A 19226-nucleotide genomic window follows, 5' to 3' on the forward strand; every position below is an offset into this window, starting at 1 on the left:
AAAAACAGGCAAAAAATGAGACGGCGCTAGCATTTTCGCCCCCTGATGACGGCGCGGAAACCGATTTCAGATGACAGCTTTTAGGAATTGGACTATTTCTGTTAGTGCTCTCACTGGGTATTTTTGATACTATTCGCGACTCAATTAACGTTTTTTTGCGTAAAACAAGGTGTTGGAATGATTAAATCCGACCAGGAGACCTAATGATATCGATTCCCATGCGACGATATGGGGCTGCGATACTCATGTTACTTACCTGCATATTTTCAGGTAGTGTGTTGGCAACAACCCACACAGCAACAACGAGTCATAAAGCCTCACAAGTAAAGAAAAGTAGTCAAGTTAAGGTAAGCAGTAAACAAGAGTATTCTCGCAATAGTGTAAAGAGTAGTTCACTTCCTGATTTGCGAAAATACCCTTCCGGAACCCCAAGGAAAAAAGCGTTTCTCCGGACAGTAATGCCTTATATTACTAAACAAAATCAGGTGATTACCGCCGATCGTAACTGGCTTGTTGCCAAGCAATACGATTCGCGCTGGTCACCGACAGAGCGCTCGCGCCTGAAGGATATTACTGCACGCTATAAAGTGAAATGGTCTGGCAACACCCGCCATATTCCATGGAACACGCTGATGGAGCGCGTCGACATCATTCCGAACAGCATGGTGGCGACCATGGCGGCGGCGGAAAGCGGCTGGGGTACGTCCAAACTGGCGCGCATGAACAACAATCTGTTTGGTATGAAATGCGGCGGCGGAAACTGCCGCGGTGCGATGAAAGGCTACTCCCAGTTTGATTCCGTGGAGGAGTCTGTACAGGCTTACGTGACGAACCTGAACACCCATCCGGCATACAAGTCCTTCCGTAAATCCCGCGCGCAGCTGCGTAAAACGGATCAGGAAGTGACGGCCAGCACCATGATTCATAAGCTGAAGGGCTATTCGACGAAAGGGTCGAGCTACAACAACTATCTCTTCGCGATGTATCAGGACAACCAGCGGCTGATTGCTGCCCATATGTAATAGCGAATGCCCGGCGCGTAAGCCCCGGGCATTTTTCTTTTCGATCTCACTGGCTCTACATCATCACTTCACTGTGCCGATCCCGGTACTCCTTCGGCGTCACGTCGTACTCTTTCTTAAATACCGAATAGAAATATTGCAACGATGGATAGCCGCACATTTGCGAAATTTCATTAATCGACAGCGTGGTGGAGACCAGCAGGCTGCGGGCCTTTTCGAGTTTCTCGCGGTGAATGATGGAGTGAATGGTGTCGCCGACCTCCTCCTTGAAGCGCTTCTCGAGGTTAGAGCGGGAGATGCCGACGGCATCCAGTACCTGTTCGACCTTGATGCCCTTGCAGGCGTTATTGCGGATATAGTGCATCGCCTGAATCACCGACGGGTCGGTGAGCGAGCGATAGTCCGTGGAGCGCCGTTCAACGACGCGCATCGGCGGCACCAGCCGGCGCTGCAGCGGCAGAGGCTCTTTATCCAGCAGTCGATGCAGCAGCTTGGCCGCCTGGTAACCCATCTGCCGGGTCCCCTGCGCGACGGAGGAGAGCGCGACGCGTGACAGGTAGCGGGTCAGCTCTTCATTATCAATACCGATGACGCACAGCTTTTCCGGCACCGGGATATGCAGCAGCTCGCAGGCCTGAAGCACGTGACGGGCGCGGGCATCGGTCACGGCGATAATTCCGGTTTGCGGAGGGAGCGTTTGCAGCCAGTCCGCGAGGCGGTTCTGCGCGTGTTGCCAGTTTTCCGGTGCGGTCTCGAGTCCCTGATAAACCACGCCGCGATATTTCTCCTTCGCGACCAGCTGGCAAAACGCGTGTTCGCGCTCGACAGCCCAACGTTTTCCGCTGGAGGTGGGTAGCCCGTAAAAGGCGAAGCGCTGGACGCCTTTTTCTTTCAGATGCAGGAAGGCGCTTTCGACCAGCGCGGCGTTATCCGTCGCAATATAGTGCACCGGGGGATAGCATTCGGGGCGATGGTAGGAGCCGCCGACGCCGACAATCGGGACCTCGACGTCGGCCAGCAGTCTTTCGATTTCCGGGTCGTCATAATCAGCAATCACGCCGTCGCCCAGCCACTCCCTGATATTCTCAATACGCGCCCGAAAATCCTCTTCAATGAAGATATCCCATTCCTGTTGCGATGCCTGTAAATATTCTCCTACCCCCTCGACCACCTGCCGGTCGTAGGCTTTGTTGGCATTGAATAGCAGCGTAATACGGTGGCGCTTTGCAAACATAGTCTCTTTTCCTGGTCTCTCTTTCTGGCCATACAATACCGGCCAATGCCCGAATAATGACAAGCGTCTTATGCGTAAATCTGGTGGTAGCGCATAGAATTCGGGCATTCTTCCCTTTAGCTGGCTTATGTTCTGCGCTTCGTCGCCGAATCCATCCATACTGCCAGCAGTAAAATGGCGCCTTTGACGATGTACTGCCAGAAGGTGGCGACGTCCATCATGCTCATACCATTATCCAGCGCCGACATGATAAATGCCCCCATGACGGCTCCGGCGACGCTACCTACCCCGCCGGCGAGGCTGGTGCCGCCGATGACGCAGGCGGCGATAGCATCCAGCTCGGCAATGTTACCGGCTGAAGGCGAACCGGCGCCCAGACGCGAGCTGAGGATCAGACCGGCGATGGCCACCATCAGACCATTGATGGCGAAAACGGCCAGCTTGGTGCGTTCAACGCTAATCCCGGACAGGCGTGCCGCTTCCAGATTACCGCCAATGGCATAAATTCGCCGGCCAAAGGCTGTTCGGGTGGCCATAAACATTCCCGCCAGCAGCAGAGCTGCCAGGATGAGAACCGGCGTGGGGACGCCGCGATAATCGTTTAATAGCCAGATGGCGCCGAGCACGATAACCGCAGTAATGCTCTGGCGTGCCACCGTCGAGGTTGGCGCGGGTGTGGTTAATCCCAGGGATTGACGACGCAGGCGACCGCGCCATTGCCAGACAATAAAGGCCACCATGCCGATGACGCCGATGCCGAAACCGAGGCCGTCAGGCAGATAGCTTTGTCCAATTTGCGACATGGCCGGGCTGGTGGGAGAGACGGTGGTGCCGTTGGTAATACCGATCAGAATGCCGCGGAACGCCAGCATCCCGGCGAGGGTGACGATAAACGACGGGACTTTGCGGTAGGCGACCCACCAGCCGTTCCAGGCGCCGAGTACCAGCCCCATCACCAGCGTGACCGCAATGGTCAACGGTAGCGGCCAGCCGAGCCAGACGTCAAAAATCGCCGCCGCGCCGCCGAGCAGCCCCATCATCGAGCCCACGGAGAGATCGATCTCGGCGGAAATAATGACGAAAACCATCCCGACCGCCAGGATGCCGGTAATCGCCGTCTGCCGCAGCAGGTTAGAAATGTTTCGCGCGCTTAAATAGGCTCCTTCGGTAGCCCAGGTGAAGAACAGCATAATCACCACAATCGCGGCGATCATCACGAAAACCTGTAGGTTCAGCCCTTTGAATCCAGACACACCGGCAGGGGCGGGCGGGATGATTTTTATCTCAGACGACGTGTTTTTCGACATGGTGTTCGCTCCTCAACGCGGCTTCCATCACCTGTTCCTGGGTCAGATGATGATTGACTAAATTGGCTTTCAGCTTGCCTTCATGCATCACCAGCACCCGATCGCTTAACCCGAGAACTTCCGGCAGTTCTGATGAGATGACGATGACGGCGATCCCCTGCTGCACCAGCTGATTAATCAATTTGTAGATTTCGTATTTCGCGCCGATATCGATGCCGCGAGTGGGTTCATCGAGAATCAGGATGCGCGGATTCAGCAACAGACAGCGGGCCAGAATCGCTTTCTGCTGATTGCCGCCGCTCAGGCTGCCAATGGCCAGCTCTGGCGATGACGTTTTGATTTTCAGCCGCTGGATGGATTGCTGGATGCAGTGCTGCTCCCCGGCGTCATCCAGGCTGCTTAGCCGGCCGGTAAACTGACTTAACGCCGCCAGAGTGATGTTCTTACCCACCGCCATTACCGGCACGATCCCGTCTTTTTTGCGGTCCTCAGGGACCATGGCAATACCGTGGGCGATAGCCTGCTGGCAGTGGTGGATAGCCACCGGTTGACCGTCAATGAACACTTTCCCTTCCCAGCGCCCCGGCCAGACACCAAACAGGCACTGGACGGCCTCGGTACGCCCGGCGCCGACCAGCCCGGCAATGCCGAGGATTTCACCGCGATGCAATGAAAAAGAGATATCGTTGACCCGCTTAATGTGCCGGTTGACCGGATGCCAGGCGGTTAAATGCTCGACGCGTAGAATTTCATCGCCGCAGTCGTGCGGCTCGTTCGGGTAAAGGGCGGTGAGTTCGCGGCCAACCATCATGGTTATCACATCATCTTCATTCATGCCGCTGGCGTCGCGGGTGCCGATATGCTGGCCGTCGCGAATGACGCAAATGGTGTCAGAGATGGCTTTCACCTCATTCAATTTGTGGGAAATATAAATACAGGCGATACCGTGGGCCTGCAGATCGCGAATGATATCCAGCAGAATGGCCGTTTCTTGCTCGGTTAATGAGGCGGTGGGTTCATCAAGTATTAATAAACGCACCTGCTTATTGAGCGCTTTGGCAATTTCAACCAGCTGTTGCTGCCCAAGGCCGAGATCGCCGACGCGGGTATCGGGTGAAATGGTCAAATTCACCTGCGCCAGCAGCTTCTGGCAGCGCAGAGTCATGGTTTCATAATCAAGGAGACCATAGCGGGAGATTTCCGCACCAAGAAAAATATTCTCCAGAACGCTCAGGTGTTTAACCAGTGCGAGCTCCTGGTGAATAATAGCGATACCCTTGCGTTCGGTGTCGCGAATATGATTGGGCTTAAGCGTTTCACCGGCGAAAATAATCTCACCGTCATAGCTACCGTGCGGATAAATTCCGCACAGGACTTTCATGAGCGTGGATTTACCAGAACCATTTTCGCCGCAAAGTGAGACCACTTCCCCGGCGTTAAGTCGCAGGCTGATATTATCTACCGCCTTCACGGTTCCGAAGGTTTTGGTGATATTTTTCATTTCTAGTAACCAGGACATAGATGCTCCGCATAAGCGATATCCGGCTGGACGAGAATGACGCCCCGGCGAGGGGCGTCAGGAATTATAATTCGCTCTTTTTGTGGAAACCGTCTTTGATGACCGTCTGTTCAATATTGTCTTTATTCACTTCGATCGGGGTGAGCAGGCGGGACGGGACATCTTTAAGTCCGTTATTCAACGTGGTATCAGCATGCGGCGCTTTATCATTGCCGAGCTCGACGGCAATTTCAGCGGCGGTAGTGGCAAGGGTGGTAATCGGCTTATAGACGGTCATGGTCTGCGTGCCGGAAATAATGCGCTTGACGCCAGCAAGGTCGGCATCCTGGCCGGAAATGGCGACTTTCCCCGCCAGACCCTGCGCGCTTAATGCCTGAATCGCGCCGCCGGCGGTGGCATCGTTAGAAGCGACAACCGCGTCGATTTTGTTATTGTTAGCGGTGAGGGCGTTCTCCATAATTTTTAATGCATTTTCCGGCAGCCAGCCGTCAACCCACTGGTCGCCAACGATCTTAATTTTACCTTCGTCGATATAAGGCTTGAGGACTTTCATTTGTCCGGCACGGAACAGCTTGGCGTTATTATCCACCGGAGAACCCCCCATCAGAAAGTAATTTCCCTGAGGAGTTTTAGCCACCAGACTTTGGGCCTGCATTTCGCCCACTTTTTCATTATCAAAGGAAATATAGAAATCAATATCTGCGTTGTTGATCATGCGATCATAGGCCAGAACTTTAATGCCTTCCTGTTTGGCTTCTTTAATCACATTGCTTAAGACCTGACCGTTGTAGGGAATAATAACCAGAACATCAACGCCGCGGTTTATCATATTTTCAATTTGCGACATTTGTGTTTCTTCATTACCATTGGCGGACTGAACAAATACTTTGGCACCTAATGATTCGGCTTTGTTGACAAATATATCACGGTCTTTCTGCCAGCGCTCAAGGCGGAGATCGTCAATGGCCATACCAATCTTAACTTCTTTCGCCATCCCCGCCATACTGGTCAGCAGGAGCGAAGCACAGAGCGTGAGGCAAAGGTTCTTTATCTTCATAATAATCAGCCTTTTTTGTAAAGTGCAGGATAAGACGAACGGGGTAAAGAAACGGCCTGATACGTAGTAGATTCTTAACAGCTAAAGGAAGACTGGCAATTATCTGTGCTTATTTTGGGATTACGAAATTTAGTTTGTTTTCTGATTTATGACCGCGATCTGGTTTTTAAAAATAAATAAAATAGCTATATCATTGATATGTCATTGAAACGAAGGTGGGGAGGCCGTTGATAATATTCAGTTGTGCGATCTGGCGCACGTTTGTGGATTCTCTCAATCGCGGTGTGAAATAACGTAATTGAGGAAAGCAAAACATGAATTCTATATTGGCTTATGACTTGTTATCCGCCGCATCCCTGAATATGGAGTTCATTATGCAAACCTATTTCGATCAACTTGATCGCGTTCGTTATGAAGGCCCAAAAACCACCAACCCGCTCGCGTTCCGTCACTATAACCCGGACGAGATGGTGCTGGGCAAGCGCATGGAAGAGCATCTGCGGTTTGCCGCCTGCTACTGGCACACCTTCTGCTGGAACGGGGCAGATATGTTTGGCGTGGGCTCCTTCAATCGTCCGTGGCAGCAGCCGGGCGACGCGCTGGAAATGGCGAAACGTAAAGCCGATGTCGCCTTTGAATTTTTCCATAAGCTGAATGTGCCGTACTACTGCTTCCATGATGTGGATGTCTCTCCGGAAGGGGCATCGTTGAAGGAGTATCTGGACAATTTTGCCCGGATGGTTGACGTACTGGCGGCGAAGCAAGAACAGAGCGGCGTGAAGCTGCTGTGGGGGACGGCAAACTGCTTTACCAACCCGCGTTACGGCGCAGGGGCGGCGACCAATCCGGATCCGGAGGTTTTCAGCTGGGCGGCGACTCAGGTAGTGACCGCCATGAATGCCACACACAAACTGGGCGGGGAAAACTATGTCCTGTGGGGCGGCCGCGAAGGCTACGAAACCCTGCTCAATACCGATCTGCGCCAGGAGCGTGAGCAAATTGGCCGCTTTATGCAGCTGGTGGTGGAGCACAAACATAAAATCGGCTTCCAGGGCACGCTGCTGATTGAGCCAAAACCGCAGGAGCCGACCAAACATCAGTACGATTATGACGCCTCTACCGTCTATGGTTTCCTCAAGCAGTTTGGTCTCGAAAAAGAGATCAAACTGAATATCGAAGCGAACCATGCGACCCTGGCCGGACACTCTTTCCACCATGAGATTGCGACCGCCATTGCGCTGGGTCTGTTCGGCTCCGTGGATGCCAACCGCGGCGACCCGCAGTTGGGCTGGGATACCGATCAGTTCCCGAACAGCGTGGAAGAGAATGCCCTGGTGATGTATGAAATTCTTAAAGCAGGTGGCTTTACCACCGGCGGCCTGAATTTTGATGCCAAAGTTCGTCGTCAGAGCACCGATAAATACGATCTGTTCTATGGTCATATTGGGGCGATGGATACGATGGCGCTGTCGCTGAAAGTGGCGGCCCGTATGATCGAAGAGGGCGAGCTGGATAAGCGGGTCGCGAAACGCTATGCCGGCTGGAATGGCGACCTGGGGCAGCAAATCCTGAAAGGGCAGATGACGCTGACGGAGATTGCACAGTACGCGGCGCAGCATAATCTGGCTCCCCAGCACCAGAGCGGCCATCAGGAGCAGCTGGAAAACCTGGTTAACCATTATCTCTTTGATAAGTAATAAGGCTACCCGGCGCCGCCGGGTATGAGTGAGAGCACGCTTTCTTGCGCCACGGTTAGCCGTGGCGCACTGTTAAGGAGAGACCGTATGTACATCGGGATTGATTTGGGCACCTCGGGCGTCAAGGCCATTTTGCTCAATGAGCAAGGTGAGGTGCTGGCTTCGCACACTGCGCCCCTCACCGTATCGCGCCCACACCCGCTATGGTCCGAGCAAGACCCCGAGCACTGGTGGCAGGCGACGGACCGCGCAATGAAAGCGTTGGCTGAACAGCACGCGCTGCGCGATGTAAAAGCGGTGGGGATCGCCGGGCAGATGCACGGCGCAACGTTGCTGGATAAGCAACAACGCGTGCTGCGCCCGGCTATTTTGTGGAATGACGGCCGCAGCGGCGACGAGTGTGTCCAGCTGGAAAAAGCGGTAAGCCGCTCGCGGCAAATTGCCGGTAACCTGATGATGCCGGGGTTTACGGCGCCAAAATTGCTCTGGGTCCAGCACCATGAGCCTGATATCTTCCGCCAGGTGGATAAGGTGCTGTTGCCGAAAGATTATCTCCGCCTGCGCATGACCGGTGAATTTGCCAGCGATATGTCGGACGCCGCCGGGACGATGTGGCTGGATGTGGCCAAACGCGACTGGAGCGATGAGCTGCTCGCCGCTTGCGGCCTGAGCCGCGATAACATGCCGGCGTTATTTGAAGGCTGTGAAGTGACGGGAACGCTGCGTCCCGCTATTGCCCAGGCGTGGAATATGCCGCAGGCGCTGGTGGTCGCTGGCGGCGGCGATAACGCTGCCGGTGCGGTAGGCGTCGGCATGGCGGATGCCGGGCAGGCGATGCTGTCCCTGGGAACCTCCGGGGTCTATTTTGCCGTCAGCAACGGGTTTCTCAGCAAACCGGAAAGCGCTGTACACAGCTTTTGCCACGCCCTGCCGGGACGCTGGCATTTGATGTCGGTGATGTTGAGCGCCGCTTCTTGCCTCGACTGGGCGGCAAAACTGACCGGCCTCGGCACGGTTCCTGCGCTGCTGGCGGCGGCGGAATCGGCGCGTGAAAATGCCGATCCCATCTGGTTTTTGCCCTATCTTTCCGGCGAGCGCACGCCGCATAACAACCCTCATGCTAAAGGCGTCTTTTTTGGCCTGACGCATCAGCACGGCCCGGCAGAACTGGCGCGTGCGGTACTGGAAGGGGTGGGTTACGCATTAGCCGATGGGATGGATGTGGTGCATGCCTGCGGCGTGACGCCGGAGAGCATCACTCTGATTGGCGGCGGCGCGCGCAGCGCCTGGTGGCGGCAGATGCTGGCTGATATCAGTGGCCAGCAGCTGGATTACCGTACCGGTGGCGACGTTGGGCCTGCGCTTGGGGCCGCCCGGTTAGCGCAGCTGACGCAGCATAAAGAGGCGGCTTTTTCAGATCTGCTGCCGCAGCTGCCGCTGGAACAGGCCCATCGACCGGATGCCGGGCGTGTTGCTCACTATGCGCCGCGCCGCGAAACGTTCCGCCAGATTTATCAGCAGCTTCTACCTCTGATGTCGTCATAAACATCCGCCCCGAATGGGGCGGGTTAACTTTTACGCCGCGCTAGCTGACCAGGCGTCGGCTATCCAGGCGCTGCACCAGCGTCGACAGCAGCAGGCTGCCCCCCAACGCTGCGCCGAATATCCAGAAGATATCCAGCAGCGGCCAGCGCGTCAGCTCCAGCCCGCTGGCCCGTAACGCATGAATAATCAGGGCATGAAATCCGTAGATCCCCAGTGAATGGCGCGCAATCAGCGTCAGGGCAGGGACCGGGCGTGTGTTAAGGGTATTCTTCACCAGCGTGAGCAGGGTTATCGCGCAGACAAACACCGCCGGGCCGCAATACAAGTACCAGGTATCGCCGAAGTCGCCGCGCCACTTCAGCTCGTGCAATGTCCCGCGGGAAATAATCCACACTGCGGTAGCGAAAAGCGCGGCGCACAGCAGCGTGAGCCACTTTTTATCGGTATCCATCATGCCGATCGCCCGCCCCAGCACGCCATACAGGACATAGTAAAACGTATCGCCGTTGATATAGAGATTGAGCGGTAGCCATTCGATGCCGCCGGCCTTGACCGACACCATGTTGGGGTTGGCCAGAAGACCAATTACCAGCATCAGAATCAACAGCATCTTGCCGCTGACCTGCTTAACCTGCAGCAACGGCGAGAGCAGGTAAATGACGATAATCGCGAAGAAAAACCACAGATGGTAGAACACCGGCTTTTGCAGCAAATGTTTCAGCGACAGCACCACATTGATATGGGTGAACAGCGTGATGTAAAGCAGGGACAGGGCGCTGTAAAACGCCACGCACAGTACGATCCGCAGAAAATGTCGCGGTTGGGCGCTGCGCTCACCGAAAAACAGATAGCCGGACATCATGAAAAACAGCGGGACGCTGACGCGAGAAGCCGAATTAAGCAGGTTGGCGATATCCCAGTCCAGTAAGCTGATGGAGTGAGGGTGGGTGATATACCAGGTTGTGCTGTGAATCATCACCACCATCAGGCATGCGATGCCGCGCAAACTTGTTATCCAGTTTATTTTTTCCTGCATCGATACCTCAGTTGCTCCTGCTTAAAGAGGGTCTGACTCCTCCTGACCGGCCATATCGCAATGGAAAATTCCGAGTTTATCGCGACGCTCTTGTAGAGATGCGGAGAGATTCGCACAATGCCCCGGTAATTTCACGTAACCTGCACGATAACAATTTGCTAACAAGGCGGTTGAGGAAAATAGTGATGAAATATTTCTTTTCTGGACTGTTATTGCTCCTGCTGGCGGGCTGCAGCCAACAGCCGCCTCAGCCGGTACAGAAAGCGCAACGTGCCCGGATTACGCCGCAAATTACCCTGAACATGGAGCAACTGTGCAAGGATCAGGCGGCAAAACGCTACAGCACGGGGCCCCGTATGGTGGACGTCAGCCACTTCGAGCAGTTCCAGGGGAGCTACGAGCTGTCGGGTCTGACATCGCAGAATGAGCGCTTTATCTGTTCTTTCGATCCAGATGGTCAGTTTTTACATCTTTCTATGCGCTAAATCGGCCCCTGATGCCGCGTGATGGCGTTAATTTCGGCAATTTTATTTAAACAGCGCCGTTTCGTACTGTATATCTCGCAGCCAGCGGGTATACTGATCCCTTCCTTTAAATCCACACGTATCCAGCACGAAATAATATGCAAAAGTTTGATACCAGGACCTTCCAGGGCCTGATCCTGACCTTACAGGATTACTGGGCTCGTCAGGGCTGCACCATTGTTCAACCACTGGACATGGAAGTTGGCGCCGGCACCTCTCATCCAATGACCTGTCTGCGTGCGCTGGGGCCTGAGCCGATGGCGACTGCCTATGTTCAGCCTTCCCGTCGCCCGACTGACGGCCGCTACGGCGAAAACCCGAACCGCTTACAGCACTACTATCAGTTCCAGGTGGTCATTAAGCCATCGCCGGACAACATTCAGGAGCTGTACCTCGGGTCTTTGAAAGAGCTGGGTATGGATCCGACGATTCACGACATCCGCTTCGTGGAAGACAACTGGGAAAACCCGACGCTGGGTGCCTGGGGTCTGGGCTGGGAAGTGTGGCTGAACGGGATGGAAGTGACGCAGTTCACCTACTTCCAGCAGGTCGGCGGTCTGGAGTGTAAGCCGGTGACCGGCGAGATCACCTACGGTCTGGAACGACTGGCGATGTACATTCAGGGCGTTGACAGCGTTTACGACCTGGTCTGGAGCGACGGTCCGCTGGGTAAAACCACCTACGGCGACGTGTTCCATCAGAACGAAGTGGAGCAGTCTACCTATAACTTTGAATACGCAGACGTCGACTTCCTGTTCTCCTGCTTCGAGCAGTATGAGAAAGAAGCGCAGCAGCTGCTGGCGCTGGAAAACCCGCTGCCGCTGCCTGCCTACGAGCGCATTCTGAAAGCCGCCCACAGCTTCAACCTGCTGGACGCGCGTAAAGCCATCTCCGTCACCGAGCGTCAGCGCTACATTCTGCGCATTCGCACCCTGACCAAAGCCGTGGCAGAAGCGTACTACGCTTCCCGTGAAGCCCTGGGCTTCCCGATGTGCAACAAGAATAAATAAGAGGCGGCCATGTCTGAAAAAACTTTCCTGGTGGAAATCGGCACCGAAGAGCTGCCACCAAAAGCCCTGCGCAGCCTGGCGGAATCTTTTGCTGCGAACTTTACCGCGGAGCTGGATAACGCTGGCCTCGCTCACGGCAACGTCGAGTGGTTCGCTGCTCCGCGCCGTCTGGCGCTGAAAGTCGCTAACCTGGCGGCGGCGCAGCCCGATCGCGAAGTTGAAAAACGCGGCCCGGCGGTTTCTGCCGCGTTCGACGCGGAAGGCAAACCGAGCAAAGCGGCCGAAGGCTGGGCGCGCGGCTGCGGCATCACCGTTGACCAGGCCGAGCGCATGGTCACCGACAAAGGCGAATGGCTGCTGTATCGCGCCCATGTCAAAGGCGAAAGCGCAGAAGCGCTGTTGCCGAACATGGTGGCCACGTCCCTGGCAAAACTGCCGATCCCGAAACTGATGCGCTGGGGCGCCTCCGACGTGCAGTTCGTGCGTCCGGTTCACACCGTGACCCTGCTGCTTGGCGATAAAGTCGTCCCGGCAACCATTCTGGGCATTGCCTCCGATCGCGTGATTCGCGGCCATCGCTTTATGGGCGAGCCGGAATTCACCATCGATAACGCCGACCAGTACCCGCAAATTCTGCTGGAGCGCGGCAAAGTTATTGCTGACTACGAGCAGCGTAAAGCCAAAATTAAAGCCGATGCCGAAGAAGCGGCGCGCAAAATTGGCGGCAACGCCGATCTGAGCGAAAGCCTGCTGGAAGAAGTGGCCTCTCTGGTTGAATGGCCGGTAGTGCTGACCGCGAAATTCGAAGAGAAATTCCTCGCGGTCCCTGCGGAAGCGCTGGTCTACACCATGAAAGGCGACCAGAAATACTTCCCGGTCTACGGCAACGACGGCAAACTGCTGCCGAACTTTATTTTCGTTACCAACATTGAGTCGAAAGATCCGCTGCAGATTATCTCCGGGAACGAAAAAGTGGTGCGCCCGCGTCTGGCGGATGCCGAGTTCTTCTTCAACACCGACCGTAAAAAGCGTCTGGAAGATCATCTGCCGCGTCTGCAAACCGTGCTGTTCCAGCAGCAGCTGGGTACGCTGCGCGACAAGACTGACCGTATTCAGGCGCTGGCGGGCTGGATTGCTGGTCAAATTGGCGCTGACGTTAACCACGCAACGCGTGCGGGCCTGCTTTCCAAGTGTGACCTGATGACCAACATGGTGTTCGAGTTTACCGACACCCAGGGCATCATGGGCATGCACTATGCGCGTCACGATGGTGAAGCCGAAGATGTTGCGGTGGCGCTGAACGAGCAGTATCAGCCGCGCTTTGCCGGTGACGATCTGCCGTCCAACCCGGTGGCCTGTGCCGTAGCGATTGCCGATAAGATGGATACCCTCGCGGGCATCTTCGGTATCGGTCAGCATCCGAAGGGCGATAAAGACCCGTTTGCGCTGCGTCGTGCCGCGCTCGGCGTACTGCGCATCATCGTTGAGAAGAACCTGAACCTGGACCTGCAAACGCTGACCGAAGAAGCGGCGCGTCTGTATGGTGATAAGCTGACTAACGCCAACGTAGTTGATGACGTCATTGACTTCATGCTTGGTCGCTTCCGCGCCTGGTATCAGGATGAAGGCTACACGGTCGACTCCATCCAGGCGGTACTGGCGCGTCGTCCGACTCGTCCGGCGGATTTCGACGCGCGCATGAAAGCGGTGTCTCACTTCCGCACTCTGGAAGAAGCGGCCGCGCTGGCAGCTGCCAACAAGCGCGTATCTAATATCCTGGCGAAATCCGAAGAGACGTTGAATGATGCCGTTCACGCCTCCGTGCTAAAAGAAGCCGCAGAGATCAAGCTGGCGACCCATCTGGTCGTGCTGCGCGACAAACTGCAGCCGTTCTTCGCCGAAGGCCGTTATCAGGAAGCGCTGATCGAACTGGCTTCCCTGCGCGAACCGGTAGATGAGTTCTTCGAAAACGTGATGGTGAATGCGGAAGATAAAGAAGTCCGTATCAACCGTCTGACGCTGCTGTCGAAACTGCGTGACCTGTTCCTGCAGGTGGCGGATATTTCCCTGCTGCAATAATCGCCTGTTTTGCATAACAAAAAACCTGCCCCAGGGCAGGTTTTTTTATGGCGGTAGGCGACTCTCTCGCCCCCCTGACGCTTTTCGGCGGCCAGATTTACTGCAAATTCCCCGCGGTCAGACTCTCTTTATCAAAAGCGTGGCTGACGTTAATACGGTTCTGATGCACTGAGGTATCCATACTGGAACCGGCTTCTGGTTGCGCGGGACGCTGCTCTGCGGCGATGGCGCCGGATGACAATGAAGCGGCCAGAAACAGGGCAGCGATCACGCTGAGATTTTTCATTTTATCTTCCTTTTCATCGTGTTGTCGTTGTCGCCTGTCTGGTTAACCACCGGCGGCCCGGCAAGAGCAGATTGCGTTATTTGGTCAGTTCGGCGGTCATGTGCACGCGGTTGTTGAACTGGGCGCTGGTAATTTTATAAGAGGCACCTTGTTCTGCGGCCTGGGCGGCAATTTTTGCTTCAGCGCGATCCAGCGTGGAGGCGGTGGCGCTGACGCTCTGTGCGAAAGCACCGAAAGACATCAGAGAAAGGGCAGAAACTGCAACGAAAGTTTTGATGGATTTCATGGTCGTATTCCTTAAGTGTTTTTGTTTGGTATAGAGCGTTGTTGCTCTGATGTGATAAATAATAGGACGATTATCGATCGATTAAAATTGGAACAATTTGCGCATCTCATTCAAAAAAACAGAATGAAAATTAAGCGTGCAAAACGGGGTGATTTCGAGGCCGTTTGACGTTCCTGCTGCGGGAGAGCCGCGCAGCCCGAACGCATTTGCTGAAAAAATAATCTTGAAATGAAGGGGTGAGTATGGCTATCCTGTGCCCCGACGAACCCCTCGTCTCACAGAGAGCACACTGAACATGGATAAACACACCTGCTGAATTCGGTCCTTGCTGGCGCACTGCGTCTGTAGGGGAAGTATGAATTTCATTCAGGAGTGCTTATGGCCCATTGTGCCCAATCCCCCTCTTTTATTTTGCATCAGGTCACCTGTCAGTTTGCGACGGGAGAAACGCTTTTTGGCCCGTTGAATATCTCGCTGGAAAATTCCCTCTGTGGCCTGGTCGGACGGAATGGCGTCGGGAAAACCCGCCTTCTGCGCCTGCTGGCCGGTATCGATGCGCCTTCTGGTGGCCATATCGAACGGCCTGTTTCTCTGGCCTGTGTTGCTCAGCAGCAGACGATAACCCCGCAGACCACGCTGGCCGCACTGCTGGGCTACGGACCACACTTTGCTGCCTTGCAGCGCCTCGGGCGCGGTGAGGCTCTGGCTGACGATGTCGATTGCCTCGAAGGTTTCTGGGATCTCCCGGATCGCCTGAGCGCAGGTTTCCGCCAGGCCGGTTTAGCGGATTTCGAGCCTGACCGACCCGCATCATCATTGAGCGGCGGGGAGCGGGTGAAGGCTCTGCTGTGCGGCGCCTTTCTCTCCGCGGCCGATTACCTGCTGCTGGATGAGCCAACCAATCACCTCGACAGGCAGGGGCGCGACTGGCTGTATCACCAGCTTGAATGCTGGTCCGGCGGAGCGTTGATAGCCAGCCACGATCGCGCGCTGTTGGCCCGCATGTCGCGCATACTCGAACTGACGCCCGGTGCGTTGCGAAGCTACGGCGGTAACTATGCCGATTACCAACAGCAGCGCGATGCGGAGCAGCAGGCGGCGCGCGCGGCGTTAGACCATGCCGCTACCGAGCGTCGTCGCACGCGTGCGCGGATGCAAAAAGAACACGATGCCAGCCAGAGACGTTCTGCTCAGACGCTGCGCGTGGTGGATACGCTGAATATCGCCTCTTTTGAACGGGTAAAATATAAAGGGGCGGCGAAGGAGCGGCCTGGCGCACTGCATCGCCAGCACCGGGAGCAAAATAGTGCGCTAAATGCCGCGGTGGTTCAGGCCCGTGAGCGGGTGGAGGAGGACGCTGCGGTGATGTTCACTCTGCCGGGAAGCCAGGTTGCCGCTGGCAAACAGGTGTTGGTCCTCGAGGCTTTGCAGCTGGCATTCTCTGCCATGCCGCCACTCGACTGGCGTCTTGACGGGCCGCTGCGCGTGGCGTTGCGTGGCCCCAACGGCTGTGGGAAAACCACGCTGCTGAAAACGTTGATCGGTCTGGAATCGCCGCTATCCGGCGAGTGTCGGATGTCGGTGCATGCGGCCTGGCTGGATCAGCATCTCACGCAGCTGGACCTGTCGCTGTCGGTCATGGCGCACCTGAATCTTGATGATACCCCGCTGGAGGCGGGGGTATTACGCAGCCGTCTTGCCCGGCTGCAGCTGGGCGCGGATAAAATTAATCTGCCGCTGTCGGCTTTAAGCGGCGGCGAACGGCTTAAAGCCGCGCTGGCCTGCGTGCTGTGGCGGCGTGAAGCGGCGCAGCTTCTGCTGCTGGATGAGCCGACAAATCATCTTGATTTGGCTTCCGTTCGGGCCATTGAGTCGGCTTTAGCCACCTTTCCTGGCGCGATGATTGTCGTCTCTCATGATGAGGATTTTCTGCGCGGACTGCGGCTGACCCACTCTCTGACGTGGCAGGAGAATGGCTGGCATTTCTCAGCGCTTTGAAGACAAAAAACCGCCCTCTGATGAGCGGCGGTTCTTTATTATCAGATAAAAAAAATCCCCGCCGCGAGGCAGGGATCTTAAATTCTGAGCTTAATTTAAGCTTACAGGCTGGTTACGTTGCCAGCTGCCGGGCCTTTAGCGCCGCTTTCGATGGTGAAGGAAACTTTCTGACCTTCATCCAGAGATTTGTAGCCATCGTTCATGATAGCGGAGAAGTGTACGAATACATCTTTAGAACCGTCATCAGGAGTGATGAAGCCGAAGCCTTTGTCAGCGTTGAACCATTTTACGATACCAGTCATTTTACCGGACATAGCGAAATACCTTTAAATAATAAATGAACCTTTCGGCGATACGGTCTGGACTACAGATTTGAAGCTATAAAGGGAAAGTTCACTACCGGGGTATCTATGATAACCGCTCAAGGACTACTCTATACTAATGCTCTGTGGTCTGTACATCAAACCTGCGAGCATTAACTCATTTTTGCGGTGCGATAGCAAACCTTTTTTCACAGAAATAAAAACGGTCCCGATACAGGACCGTAACCAGACCTGATTCTTATTATAGAACTTTAGTCGATAAGCTGCCTTGAAAGCTGTGGGTTTGCCTGAATCAGGCGCATTAATTTGAGCTCCGTGGATGACGGCTTCACCCGTCTCGACTCCCACTCTTGTACCATCGCCACGCTGACGCCCATGGCATTGGCAAAATCATCAATTTTCAGGCCAGTGCCTTTGCGAAGCTGTTCAAACTCGCTAAATGCGGTCTGCTTACGAGGCTGGGCGATCGTTTGAGAAATATCTTTAAAAACAATTTGTTCCAGGCTGCTAAGCAGTTCAAACACGGGATCTTTATATTCCATAGAGAACTCCTTCTGTCACACAGCAAAAGAGATATTTAGTGAAGCCTATTAAGAATAGTCAGAAAAAACGCAAAGAATAGTCACGGGAGTGATTATGTGCAGACAGCCTATCGTCTTAACGGGTATTCGGCGGTGAAAACGGCAGATAAGGTGATGATTAATCATCAGACGTGTCGCAATGGAAAACTTTTGTAAACGGCGAATAAATCCGCCAGGCCAGCGGTTGCCCGCTGGCCTGAGGGTCAGGCTTTTTGCATATTATCGGCTTTCGTCTGCGCAGATATCGGCTGGCTCTTGCTGGTTTTATATTTCACCAGCAGCGCGATGGCGGATAAAAACGCCGGGATCGACAACAAGGTAAAGATGGTCACGAAGGAGAGCTGCGCCTGCATCAGGAAGGCTCCGCTGAAGGCGCCAAGGATCCCGCCAAACCGGCCGATACCCAGCATCCAGGCAACGCCGGTCGCCCGGCCCTGGGTGGGATAAAATCCGGCGGCCAGGGCCGGCATGGATGATTGCGCGCCGTTCATAATGCTGCCGGCAATAAAGACCATCACGCCCATTAACACCAGGTTGTTGGTTGAGAAGCCGACCAGAAAGACGAACACGCCGGTCAACAGCCAGCCTACGGCGACCACTTTATTGGGGTTAATTTTGTCCATCAGGGCGCCGAGGATCAGCACCCCGATGCCGCCGCCCAGGGGGAACAGCGCGGTGATAATCGACGCCTGGCTCATTGACGCGCCGGTTTCGCGAATCAGCAGCGGAAGCCAACTGGTCAATAAATAGAAAATCAGCAGCCCCAGAAAGTAGGTCATGCACAGCATCACGGTACCGACGAGATAACGGGGGGAGAAAATAACCGCAAGGGCCGATTTGTCTTTCACCTGTCCGGCTTCGCGCAGCTCGAATTCAACCTGTTCAGGCAGCGGGGCAATACGACGCAGAATGGTGGCAATACGCTGCGATGGCTGGCGCTTGACCACCAGATAGCGCGCCGATTCCGGCAGTAAGAACACCAGCGCGACGGCAAGCAGCAGAGGCATCACGCCGCCCAGTATCAGCACGCTTTGCCAGCCGTAATGCGGAATCATCCAGGCCGAGAGGAAGCCACCCAGCGAAGATCCCATCGGGAACCCGACGAACATCAGATTGACCAGCAAAGCGCGACGGCGTTCCGGCGCATACTCGCTCATCAGCGTGGCTGCGTTTGGCATGGCGGCGCCCAGCCCGAGGCCGGTCAGAAAACGCAGCAGCGTCAGTTGATTCAGGCTGGTGGCGAAGGCGGTCAACAGACTAAAGCTACCGAAAACCACAATCGACATCAGCAGAACTTTTTTTCGCCCAATGCGGTCGGCCAACGGGCCTGCGGTCAGCGCACCTACCGCCAGACCGACGAGCGCAGCGCTCATCACCGGGCCTAACGCAGATTTTTCCACGCCCCATTCCTGCACCAGGTCGGAGGCAATAAAACCGATGATGGCGGTATCAAACCCGTCCATCGCGACGGTGATAAAACACAGGGCCAGAATCATCCACTGGTACTTCGTAAACGGATGTTCGTTGATAAAAGCCTGAATATCGATAGTTGTCTTATTCATACAGCATTCCTGGCAGCCAGAGCGGGGGACGGAGCCGGGCGATTACCGCCTCCCTCGCTGTCGTTAATGTGATTTGTGCGATAATCGAACGTATCGCCGTTAATCGCTCATTTATCAAATCACTGAACCTGGCTTCAGGCAACGCAGTCGGCCCAGGAAG

Annotated in this window: 17 protein-coding genes; 7 read left to right on the forward strand and 10 right to left on the reverse strand. The window is 55.2% G+C overall.

The features are described from left to right. Positions 1-203: 203 nt before the first annotated feature. Complete coding sequence (locus tag BV390_RS16310) at positions 204-1022, forward strand: protein bax (RefSeq protein ID WP_072000061.1); 819 nt, start codon at positions 204-206, stop codon at positions 1020-1022. Between the two features lie 55 nt (positions 1023-1077). Here BV390_RS16310 and xylR read toward each other — a convergent pair whose 3' ends face one another. The 4 genes from xylR to xylF all read right to left on the reverse strand — a co-directional run bounded on the left by xylR (position 1078) and on the right by xylF (position 6139). After that, the gene (gene xylR / locus BV390_RS16315) at positions 1078-2256 is read right to left on the reverse strand and encodes a D-xylose utilization transcriptional activator XylR (protein ID WP_004868824.1); all 1179 of its coding nucleotides are present in this window, start codon (positions 2254-2256) and stop codon (positions 1078-1080) included. 125 nt (positions 2257-2381) lie between these two features. Next, on the reverse strand, positions 2382-3563 hold the full coding sequence (gene xylH, locus BV390_RS16320) for a xylose ABC transporter permease XylH (RefSeq protein WP_032696988.1): 1182 nt from the start codon (positions 3561-3563) through the stop codon (positions 2382-2384). Further along, the gene (locus tag BV390_RS16325; protein ID WP_085397112.1) at positions 3541-5082 is read right to left on the reverse strand and encodes a xylose ABC transporter ATP-binding protein; all 1542 of its coding nucleotides are present in this window, start codon (positions 5080-5082) and stop codon (positions 3541-3543) included. The genes xylH and BV390_RS16325 overlap by 23 nt, the downstream gene beginning before the upstream one ends. A gap of 64 nt (positions 5083-5146) precedes the next feature. Further along, a complete protein-coding gene (gene xylF, locus BV390_RS16330) occupies positions 5147-6139 on the reverse strand; it encodes a D-xylose ABC transporter substrate-binding protein (RefSeq protein ID WP_032696987.1) in 993 nt (330 codons plus the stop codon). Positions 6140-6513: 374 nt separating this feature from the next. On the opposite strand from xylF, the gene xylA reads away from it, so the two are divergent. Both xylA and xylB read left to right on the forward strand, forming a co-directional pair. Then, entirely contained in the window at positions 6514-7836 is a 1323-nt protein-coding gene (xylA, locus tag BV390_RS16335; RefSeq protein ID WP_032690496.1) for a xylose isomerase, read from the forward strand. A gap of 87 nt (positions 7837-7923) precedes the next feature. After that, positions 7924-9381: a xylulokinase gene (gene xylB / locus BV390_RS16340; protein ID WP_085397113.1), complete on the forward strand. Its 1458-nt coding sequence runs from the start codon at positions 7924-7926 to the stop codon at positions 9379-9381. Positions 9382-9421: 40 nt separating this feature from the next. On the opposite strand, the gene BV390_RS16345 is transcribed toward xylB, so the two are convergent. Next, a complete protein-coding gene (locus BV390_RS16345; protein WP_064385309.1) occupies positions 9422-10417 on the reverse strand; it encodes an acyltransferase in 996 nt (331 codons plus the stop codon). A 185-nt stretch (positions 10418-10602) separates the two neighbouring features. On the opposite strand from BV390_RS16345, the gene BV390_RS16350 reads away from it, so the two are divergent. From BV390_RS16350 to glyS, 3 genes are all read left to right on the forward strand, one after another. Then, positions 10603-10902, forward strand: a complete 300-nt coding sequence (locus tag BV390_RS16350) for a YsaB family lipoprotein (protein WP_032690308.1) — start codon at positions 10603-10605, stop codon at positions 10900-10902. A gap of 137 nt (positions 10903-11039) precedes the next feature. Further along, positions 11040-11951, forward strand: coding sequence for a glycine--tRNA ligase subunit alpha (glyQ, locus tag BV390_RS16355; RefSeq protein ID WP_004126458.1), 912 nt, complete (start codon positions 11040-11042; stop codon positions 11949-11951). A gap of 9 nt (positions 11952-11960) precedes the next feature. Next, positions 11961-14030, forward strand: a complete 2070-nt coding sequence (gene glyS, locus BV390_RS16360; RefSeq protein WP_085397114.1) for a glycine--tRNA ligase subunit beta — start codon at positions 11961-11963, stop codon at positions 14028-14030. Positions 14031-14127: 97 nt separating this feature from the next. Here glyS and BV390_RS16365 read toward each other — a convergent pair whose 3' ends face one another. Continuing rightward, positions 14128-14316, reverse strand: coding sequence for a hypothetical protein (locus BV390_RS16365; protein ID WP_046853345.1), 189 nt, complete (start codon positions 14314-14316; stop codon positions 14128-14130). Between the two features lie 76 nt (positions 14317-14392). Continuing rightward, entirely contained in the window at positions 14393-14602 is a 210-nt protein-coding gene (locus tag BV390_RS16370; RefSeq protein ID WP_032690311.1) for a YdgH/BhsA/McbA-like domain containing protein, read from the reverse strand. 378 nt (positions 14603-14980) lie between these two features. Here BV390_RS16370 and BV390_RS16375 point away from each other — a divergent pair, with 378 nt between their 5' ends. After that, on the forward strand, positions 14981-16600 hold the full coding sequence (locus tag BV390_RS16375) for an ABC-F family ATP-binding cassette domain-containing protein (RefSeq protein WP_085397115.1): 1620 nt from the start codon (positions 14981-14983) through the stop codon (positions 16598-16600). A gap of 101 nt (positions 16601-16701) precedes the next feature. Here BV390_RS16375 and cspE read toward each other — a convergent pair whose 3' ends face one another. The 3 genes from cspE to BV390_RS16390 form a co-directional block, all read right to left on the reverse strand. Next, positions 16702-16914: a transcription antiterminator/RNA stability regulator CspE gene (cspE, locus tag BV390_RS16380; RefSeq protein ID WP_004868803.1), complete on the reverse strand. Its 213-nt coding sequence runs from the start codon at positions 16912-16914 to the stop codon at positions 16702-16704. Positions 16915-17174: 260 nt separating this feature from the next. Continuing rightward, a complete protein-coding gene (locus BV390_RS16385) occupies positions 17175-17465 on the reverse strand; it encodes an HTH-type transcriptional regulator (protein WP_032690313.1) in 291 nt (96 codons plus the stop codon). Positions 17466-17707: 242 nt separating this feature from the next. Beyond that, on the reverse strand, positions 17708-19066 hold the full coding sequence (locus BV390_RS16390; RefSeq protein ID WP_032696980.1) for an MFS transporter: 1359 nt from the start codon (positions 19064-19066) through the stop codon (positions 17708-17710). Positions 19067-19226 lie beyond the last annotated feature (160 nt).

Source organism: Klebsiella sp. YJ, assembly GCF_002108615.1.
In the GTDB taxonomy this organism is placed as follows: Bacteria; Pseudomonadota; Gammaproteobacteria; order Enterobacterales; family Enterobacteriaceae; genus Klebsiella; species Klebsiella planticola.